At 73.4% G+C, this 8,352-nt stretch carries 8 protein-coding genes and 1 pseudogene; 5 read left to right on the top strand and 4 right to left on the bottom strand.

The features are described 5' to 3' along the window. Positions 1-109: pseudogene (locus CR938_RS13260) on the top strand (IS110 family transposase); the annotation flags it as partial. Here the strand turns inward: CR938_RS13260 and CR938_RS13255 are convergent. The 3 genes from CR938_RS13255 to coaBC are packed head-to-tail and all read right to left on the bottom strand — an operon-like array spanning position 97 to position 2,255. Further along, positions 97-522 (bottom strand): hypothetical protein, encoded by a 426-nt coding sequence (locus CR938_RS13255; protein ID WP_162125453.1) that lies wholly within the window; start codon positions 520-522, stop codon positions 97-99. The pseudogene CR938_RS13260 and the gene CR938_RS13255 sit on opposite strands and share 13 nt — an antisense overlap. Positions 523-543: 21 nt before the next feature. Further along, entirely contained in the window at positions 544-1,014 is a 471-nt protein-coding gene (gene dut, locus CR938_RS13250; protein WP_162125452.1) for a dUTP diphosphatase, read from the bottom strand. Beyond that, the gene (gene coaBC / locus CR938_RS13245) at positions 1,011-2,255 is read right to left on the bottom strand and encodes a bifunctional phosphopantothenoylcysteine decarboxylase/phosphopantothenate--cysteine ligase CoaBC (protein ID WP_425502455.1); all 1,245 of its coding nucleotides are present in this window, start codon (positions 2,253-2,255) and stop codon (positions 1,011-1,013) included. The genes dut and coaBC overlap by 4 nt, the downstream gene beginning before the upstream one ends. A gap of 93 nt (positions 2,256-2,348) precedes the next feature. On the opposite strand from coaBC, the gene radC reads away from it, so the two are divergent. The 4 genes from radC to CR938_RS13225 all read left to right on the top strand — a co-directional run bounded on the left by radC (position 2,349) and on the right by CR938_RS13225 (position 6,342). Then, the gene (gene radC / locus CR938_RS13240) at positions 2,349-3,023 is read left to right on the top strand and encodes a RadC family protein (protein WP_162125451.1); all 675 of its coding nucleotides are present in this window, start codon (positions 2,349-2,351) and stop codon (positions 3,021-3,023) included. A 79-nt stretch (positions 3,024-3,102) separates the two neighbouring features. Next, a complete protein-coding gene (gene argS / locus CR938_RS13235; RefSeq protein ID WP_162125450.1) occupies positions 3,103-4,791 on the top strand; it encodes an arginine--tRNA ligase in 1,689 nt (562 codons plus the stop codon). 15 nt (positions 4,792-4,806) lie between these two features. Next, on the top strand, positions 4,807-5,532 hold the full coding sequence (locus CR938_RS13230; RefSeq protein WP_162125449.1) for an SPOR domain-containing protein: 726 nt from the start codon (positions 4,807-4,809) through the stop codon (positions 5,530-5,532). A gap of 60 nt (positions 5,533-5,592) precedes the next feature. Further along, positions 5,593-6,342 carry an SDR family NAD(P)-dependent oxidoreductase gene (locus CR938_RS13225; protein WP_162125448.1) on the top strand — a complete coding sequence of 250 codons (750 nt, stop codon included), beginning with the start codon at positions 5,593-5,595 and terminating at the stop codon, positions 6,340-6,342. Between the two features lie 10 nt (positions 6,343-6,352). Here the strand turns inward: CR938_RS13225 and speA are convergent, their stop codons facing one another. Further along, a complete protein-coding gene (speA, locus tag CR938_RS13220) occupies positions 6,353-8,242 on the bottom strand; it encodes an arginine decarboxylase (RefSeq protein ID WP_162125447.1) in 1,890 nt (629 codons plus the stop codon). Between the last annotated feature and the right edge of the window lie 110 nt (positions 8,243-8,352).

Below are 8,352 nucleotides of genomic sequence, written 5' to 3'. Positions count from 1 at the left end.
CAAATGCCCCAAAGTCGCCTTGGTCGCTTGCATGCGCAAGCTGCTGACCGTGCTCAATGCCATGGTCAGAACCAACAAACCTTGGGATAACGCGCTTCACGGCGCTTGACTCGGAAGACGGTTACTCAGGGCATCCTCCAGCAGCGCCAGGCGGCTGTAGCCGAACTCGGCGGCCTGGCCGTAGGCGCCGGCCAGGTCCGCGCCCAGCACCACGGCCTGCTCGGCCCGTGGCCAGCCGGCGGTGATCGCCGAGGCCGCGACCCCGGCCTCGCCCAGGGCCAGCGCGGCCCGCACGGTCTCGTCCTGCAGGCGCTCGCCCAGGCGCGCGGCCTGGGCGTTGGCGGCCGCGCTGGCGGTGGCCACGGCCTGGTCGCGGGCCTGGGCCAGGCGGTCCTCCCGCACCTGCCCGCGCCACTGCTGCACGCCGCTCCAGGCGAACCATGCCGCCAGCAGCACCAGCAGCGCCGCCAGCCAGGGGGTGCTGCGCCTGAGTTGGTCCAGCCCGGGCCGGTCTGCGTCCATATTCGCCATGCCTCTCCCTTCCTATCGTGTGCCGGTGTGGCCGAAGCCGCCCTCGCCGCGCGCGCTGGCGGCGAAAGTATCGACCACTTCCAGTCCCGCTCGCAGGATTGGTGCCAACACCAGCTGGGCGATGCGGTCGCCCGGCTGGATGGTGTAGGCCTCGCAGCCCCGGTTCCAGACGCTGATCAGCAGCGGCCCCTGGTAGTCGGCGTCGATCAGCCCGGTGCCGTTGCCCAGCACGATGCCGTGACGGTGGCCAAGGCCCGAGCGCGGCAGCACCAGTGCACACACGTTCGGGTCGCCGATGTGGATGGACAGGCCGCTGGGGACCAGCGCCGCGTCGCCCGGCTGCAGCACCAGGTCGGCCTCGATGGCCGCGCGCAGGTCCAAGCCGGCGCTTCCTTCGGTGGCGTAGGCCGGCAGCGGCCAGCTGTCGCCGAAACGGGGGTCGAGCAGGCGGACCTGCAGGCGGTGGGTGACGGGCCGGTTCATGCGCGCATCCGCTCGGCGATCAGGGCGACCAGGTCGTCGGCCAGCCGCACCTTGGGACCGGGCGGGAACTCGCGCTCGCCGCCGTTCCAGTACGCGGTCATGGCGTTGTCGTCGCTCTCGAAGCCGGAGCCGGGCACGCCCACGCGGTTGGCCACGATCAGGTCCAGGCGCTTGGCCGCCAGCTTCTGCCGCGCGTAGCCGGCCACGTCGTCGGTCTCGGCGGCGAAGCCGACCACCAGCTTCAGGCCGGCGTCCTCGCGGCTGGCCACCTCGGACAGGATGTCGGGGGTGCGCACCAGCTCCACGGTCAGGGTCTGGCCGGCACCGGTCTTCTTGATCTTGCTGGGCGAGAAGCTGCGCGGGGTGTAGTCGGCCACCGCGGCCGCGCCGATGTACACGTCCGCCGGCAGCGCTTCCATCACCGCCTGGCGCATCTGCACCGCCGAGCGCACGTCCACCCGCTGCACGCCCGGCGGTGTGGGCAGCTGCACCGGGCCGGCGACCAGCACCCCCTCGGCGCCGGCGCGGGCGGCGCTGGCGGCGACGGCGAAGCCCATCTTGCCGCTGCTGCGGTTGCCCAGGTAGCGCACCGGGTCCAGGTCCTCGTAGGTCGGGCCGGCGGTGACGATCACCCGCAGGCCCTGCAGCAGGCCGGGGCCGGCGGCGGCCGGCGCGGCCACGGCGCCGCCGGCCAGCGCGGCCACGATGGCCTCCGGCTCGGCCAGGCGGCCGGGACCGGATTCGCCCTCGGCCAGCGGTCCGTCGTCCGGGCCGATCACCTGCACCCCGCGCGAGCGCAGCAGCCCGACGTTGGCCTGCGTGGCCGGGTGCCGCCACATGCGGTGGTTCATGGCCGGGGCCACGCTCAGCGGGGCCTCGGTGGCCAGGCACAGGGTGGTGACCAGGTCGTCGGCCAGGCCGTGGGCCAGGCGCGCCAGCAGGTCGGCCGTGGCCGGGGCCACAACCACGCGGTCGGCCCAGCGCGCCAGCTCCAGATGGCCCATCGCCTGCTCGGCGGCGGTGTCCCACAGGGTGGTCCGCGCCGGATGGCCCGACAGGGCCTGGAAGCTGAGCGGGGTGACGAACTGCTGGGCGCCGGCGGTCATCGCCCCCTGCACCTCGGCCCCCGCGTCGCGCAGGCGCCGCACCAGTTCCAGGGCCTTGTAGGCGGCGATGCCGCCCCCGACGCACAACAGGATCCGCTGTCCCGCCAGCGCGGCGCTTGCCTGGGCACTCACGATCGGACTTTTCCTAACCGGTACAGAACCACCAGCTTACTCCAAGGCCGCCACAGGCCGATGCCCGCCGCCCCACGGCCCCGGCAGGCTGGAGGCATGCGCCTGCGCGACTGGCCCGCCACCGAACGCCCCCGCGAGAAGCTGCTGGCCCGCGGCCCGGCGGTGCTGTCGGACGCCGAGCTGCTGGCGATCTTCCTCGGCTCCGGGCTGCGCGGCCGCGACGCGGTGCAGACCGCGCGCGAGCTGCTGGCCGCGCACGGGCCGCTGCGCGCCCTGCTCGATCGCCCGGCCCCGGCGCTGGCGCGCCTGCCCGGGCTGGGGCCGGCCCGCGCCTGCCTGCTGGCCGCGGCGCTGGAGCTGGGCAACCGCCATCTGGCCGCCGCGCTGGAACGCGGCGAGGCGCTGACCGACCCGGCCAGCGCCGGCCGCTACTTCGCCCGCCGCCTGCGGCCGCGCCCGCACGAGGTGTTCGCCGTGCTGTTCCTGGACAACCGCCACCGCGCCCTGGCCTTCGAGGAGATGTTCCACGGCACCATCGACGGGGCCGAGGTGCACCCGCGCGAGGTGGTGCGCCGGGCCCTGGCCCACAACGCCGCGGCGGTGATCGTCGGCCACAACCACCCCTCCGGCAGCACCGAGCCCTCGGCCGCCGACCGCGCGGTCACCGCCCGCCTGAAGCAGGCCCTGGCGCTGGTGGAGGTGCGCCTGCTGGACCACTTCATCGTCGGCGACGGCGAGCCGGTGTCCCTAGCCGCGCGGGGCCTGGTCTGAACCGCCTGCCCGGGACCCGGCCGCCCGGCCCCGGCGGAGCGGGTAAAATGGCCGGCCAATACCGCAGAACCGGTCTCCCGTGAAGATCCTTCTCCAGGCCCTGGTCGCCCAGGGCATCGAAGCGCTGCGCGCCGCCGGCACCCTGCCGGCCGACGCGGCCATCCCCGACTTCGTCATCGAACGGCCCAAGACCCGCGAGCACGGCGACTTCGCCACCAACGCGGCCATGCTCCTGGCCAAGGCCGCGCGCACCAACCCGCGCGCGCTGGCCCAGGCGCTGGTGCAGGCCATGCCGGCCAGCGACGACATCGCCAGGGTGGAGGTCGCCGGCCCGGGCTTCATCAACTTCCACCTGGCCCCGCAGGCGTGGCAGCGCGAGGTGGCCGCGGCCCTGCGCCACGGCAGCCACTACGGCCGCAACACCTCCGGCCAGGGCCGCACCGTGGGCGTGGAGTACGTCTCGGCCAACCCCACCGGCCCGCTGCACGTCGGCCACGGCCGCGCCGCGGCCATCGGCGACAGCCTGGCGCGCCTGCTGGAGGCCAACGGCTGGAACGTCAAGCGCGAGTTCTACTACAACGACGCCGGCGTGCAGATCGACAACCTGGCCCGCTCGGTGCAGGCGCGCGCCCGCGGCCTGAAGCCCGGCGACGCCGGCTGGCCGGCCGAGGCCTACAACGGCGACTACATCCAGGACGTGGCCGAAGCCTACCTGCGCGGCGACAGCGTGGAGATCGAGGGCCACGTGGTCACCGGCGCGCGCGACCCGGAGGACCTGGAGGCGATCCGCCGCTTCGCCGTGGCCTACCTGCGCAACGAGCAGAACCACGACCTGGCCGCCTTCGGCGTGGACTTCGACGTCTACTTCCTGGAAAGCTCGCTGTACCGCGACGGCAAGGTCGAGGAGACCGTGCAGCAGCTGGTCGCCAAGGGCCACACCTACGAGGAGGGCGGCGCGCTGTGGCTGCGCACCACCACCTTCGGCGACGACAAGGACCGCGTGATGCGCAAGTCCGACGGCACGTACACCTACTTCGTGCCGGACGTGGCCTACCACCTGAGCAAGTGGCAGCGCGGCTACGAGCGCGCCATCACCGAGCTTGGCGCCGACCACCACGGCTCGCTGGCGCGCGTGCGCGCCGGCCTGCAGGCGCTGGACGTGGGCATCCCGCAGGGCTGGCCGGAGTACGTGCTGCACCAGATGGTCACGGTGATGCGCGGCGGCCAGGAGGTGAAGCTGTCCAAGCGCGCCGGCAGCTACGTGACCCTGCGCGACCTGATCGAGGAGGCCGGCCGCGATGCCACGCGCTGGTTCCTGATCGCGCGCAAGCCCGACTCGCAGCTGGTGTTCGACATCGACCTGGCGCGCCAGCAGAGCAACGACAACCCGGTCTACTACGTGCAGTACGCCCACGCCCGCGTGTGCGCGCTGTTCCGACAGGCCGCGGAGAAGGGCTACGAGTGGAACCAGAACCGCGCCCTGCAGCAGCTGGGCCTGCTGGACGACGCGGGCTCGGTCGAGCTGATGGTCGAGCTGTCGCGCTTCCCGGAGGTGGTGGAGGCCGCCGGCCAGGCGCTGGAGCCGCACCAGATCGCCCAGTACCTGCGCGAACTGGCCTATGCTTTCCACACCTGGTATGCGGCCACGCCGGTGCTGGTGGAGGACGGGGGGCTGCGCGACGCGCGCCTGGCCCTGGCCCGGGCCACCGGGCAGGTGCTCGCGAACGGACTCGGCCTGCTGGGCGTGAGCGCGCCCGAGCGGATGTAACGGAGAGGTCGGTCAATGGCGGCAAGACGAGGCAAGTCCCAGGCCCGGCGCAACGGCGGCAGCGGCCGTCCGGCGTGGGTCTGGCTGGTGGTCGGGCTGGCCATCGGCGCGGTGCTGTTCCTGGCCCTGCCCGGCACGTTCAAGCGCGACGGCGACGGCTTCGTGCGCTTCGGCCCGCGCGCCGACCCCGACGCCGAACCGCCGCCGGTGGCCGACACCGAGGCCATCGCCGACCTGCCGGCGCCCGCGCCGGCCGAGCCGGAACGCCCGCAGTACGACTTCTACACCGTGCTGCCCGGCAACGAGGTGCGCATGAGCGACGCCGAACTGGCCGCCAGCGCGCGCGAGGAGCAGGCCCGCCGCGAGCAGGAAGAGGCCCGTCGCGCCCGCGACGCGCTGGAGGGCCGCACTCCGATGCCGGTGCCGGTGGCGCCCGCGCCGGAGGCGGGCCAGGAAGCGGTGGCGGCCGCCGCCGCGCCGGCCGCGCCCGCGCCCGCCCCTGCCGGCGAGGCCCGCTACCTGCTCCAGGCCGGCGCCTTCGGCGCCTCCGCGGACGCCGAGCAGGTCAAGGCGCGCATCGCCATGCTCGGCCTGAGCGCGCGCGTGGAATCCGGCCAGGCCAACGGCCGCACCGTGTACCGCGTGCGCATGGGGCCGTACAGCAGCGCCAGCGAGCTGGCCGAGGCCAAGCAGCGCCTGGCCGACGGCGGCCTGCCCGCGGTGGCCATCAAGGTCCAGTGACCGCCCGCCCGGGCCGGCGTTCCCCTTCCCGCCCCCTTCCCGCATCAGGAGCCCGATCCGATGACCCGTACCGCCTTCATCACCGGTGCCACCTCCGGCTTCGGCCTGGCCGCCGCCCGCCGCTTCGTCGCCGGCGGCTGGAAGGTCGTGGCCACCGGCCGCCGCGGCGAGCGCCTGCAGGCGCTGGTGGACGAGCTGGGCGCGGACCGCGTGCACCCGGCGGTGTTCGACGTGCGCGACGCCGCGGCCATGGACGCCGCGCTGGCGGCGCTGCCGGAGGCCTTCGCCGGGATCGACGTGCTGGTCAACAACGCCGGCCTGGCGCTGGGCACCGCCCCGGCGCAGCAGGCCAGCCTGGAGGACTGGCGCACGATGATCGACACCAACGTCACCGCGCTGGTGACGCTGACCCACCGCCTGCTGCCGAAGCTGATCGAGCGGCGCGGCGCGATCATCAACATCAGCTCGGTGGCCGGCGTGTACCCGTACCCGGGCGGCAATGTCTACGGCGGCACCAAGGCCTTCGTCAGCCAGTTCTCGCTGAACCTGCGCAGCGACCTGCACGGCACCGGCGTGCGCGTGACCACCATCGAGCCGGGCATGGCCCACACCGAGTTCACCCTGGTGCGCACCCACGGCAACCAGACAGCCTCGGACGCGCTGTACAGGGACGCCAACCCGATGTCGGCCGAGGACATCGCCGAGCAGATCTACTACGTGGCCACCCTGCCGCCGCACCTGAACATCAACCGCCTGGAGATCATGCCGGTCACGCAGAGCTTCGCCGGCTTCCAGGTGTTCCGCGGCTGAGGCCGCCGGCTCAGACCAGCGGCTCGTCCGACAGGTACGTGTAGCCGGTCAGGCCGGCCTCAAGGGTGGCGGCGATCGCCAGCGCCTCCTTGCGCGGCAGTCCGGCGTCGTGCACGCGCTGGGCGTAGACCGCACGCAGGTCGTCCAGGCGGTAGCCCACGTAGTCGAGCATGATGTCGGTGGTGTCGCCGCGGCGCTGCTGGGTCAGCTCGTAGCCGCCGTCCGCGGCCAGGCGCACCTCCACCGCGTCGGTGTCGCCGAACAGGTTGTGGATGTCGCCCAGGATCTCCTGGTAGGCGCCGACCATGAAGAAGCCCAGGCGGTAGCTCTCGCCGGGGCGCACCGGGTGCAGCGGCAGCGAGGCGTCCAGGCCGCCGTTCTCCACGTAGGTCTTGATGGTGCCGTCCGAGTCGCAGGTCATGTCGGCGATCACGCCGCGGCGGTCCGGCGCCTCGTCCAGGCGCTCGATCGGCACGATCGGGAACACCTGGTCAATGGCCCACACGTCGGGGACCGACTCGAACACGCTGAAGTTGACGAAGTACTTGTCCACCAGGCGCTCGTTGAGCTCGTCCAGCGCGGCGCGGTGGGCGCGCTCGCTGATGTCCAGGCGCGCGCGCACGCCGTTGAGCACCGCATAGAACAGGTCGTCCACCCGCGCCCGCTGCGGCAGGTCGATCTGGCCCAGGGTGTAGGCGGCCAGGCCCTCGGCGTGGAAGTGCTGGGCCTCGTGGAACAGCTCCAGCGGCGGGCGCCGGTCCAGGTCCGCGTGCAGCTCGCGCAGGTGGCGGATCACCGCCGGCTCGTCGTCGTGCGGGTCGGGCACGCGGCCCTCCGGCGCCTTCTCCACCTCGGTGACGTTGGCCACCAGCACCGCGTGGTGCGCGGTCATGGCCCTCCCGCACTCGGTGACGATGCGCGGGGGCGGCAGGCCCTGCTCGGCGCACACGTCGGCCAGCGGCAGGACGATGTTGGTGGCGTACTGCACCAGGCCGTAGTTGATCGAACAGTAGCTGCGCGAGCGGGTGCCCTCGTAGTCCACACCCAGGCCGCCGCCCACGTCCATGTAGCGGATGCGCGCGCCCAGGCGCGACAGCTCGCTGAAGTAGCGCACCGCCTCGCGCATGCCGTTGGCGATGTCGCGCACGTTGGAGATCTGCGAGCCCATGTGGAAGTGCAGCAGCTGCAGGCAGTGGCCCATGCCGGTGTCGCGCAGGGTCTTCCACAGGTCCAGCAGCTGGCGCGGGGACAGGCCGAACTTGGCCTTGTCGCCGCCGCTGTTCTGCCACTTGCCGGCACCCAGGCTGGCCAGGCGCATGCGCACGCCCAGGCCCGGCTCCACGCCCAGCGCGCGCGCCTCCTCCATCACCAGGCGCAGCTCGGAGGGCTTCTCGATGACGATGAAGGTCTCCAGGCCCAGCTTGCGCCCGATCAGCGCCAGGCGGATGTACTCGCGGTCCTTGTAGCCGTTGCACACCACCAGGCCGCCCGGGCGCGAGAGCGCCAGCACCGCCATCAGCTCCGGCTTGCTGCCGGCCTCCAGGCCGAAGCCCTCGCCGGCGTGCGCGGCCAGGGTGCCGGCCACGCCGCGGTGCTGGTTGACCTTGATCGGGTAGACCGCGGTGTAGCCGCCGCGGTAGCCGGTCTCGGCCATGGCCGTGGCGAAGGCGTCCTGGAGCCGGCCGAGGCGGTCGCCGAGGATGTCCGGGAAGCGCAGCAGCAGCGGCAGCTTCATGCCGCGCGCGCGGGCGTCCTCGACCAGCCGCGGCAGCGCCAGGCGCGGGCCGCCGGGGCCGCGCGGCAGCACCTGCATCGCGCCGTCAGCCACGTCGAAGTAACCGTCGGACCAGTACGGGATGGACCAGGTGGCGCGGGCGCGGTCGACGGACCAGTCGCTCATCGGGCGGGGCTCGGCTCGGGAAAAGGAGGCGCATTCTACCGCTGCCGCGGCCCCCGCTCCGTTACAATGCGCGCCTTTTCCCCACGGGCCCCGCCCGATGAGCGACTGGT

Source organism: Pseudoxanthomonas taiwanensis, from assembly GCF_010093135.1.
GTDB classification, from domain to species: domain Bacteria; phylum Pseudomonadota; class Gammaproteobacteria; order Xanthomonadales; family Xanthomonadaceae; genus Pseudoxanthomonas; species Pseudoxanthomonas taiwanensis.
The sequence above is the reverse complement of the archived record's forward strand: the minus strand, read 5'-3'. Positions and strand labels throughout refer to the sequence as shown.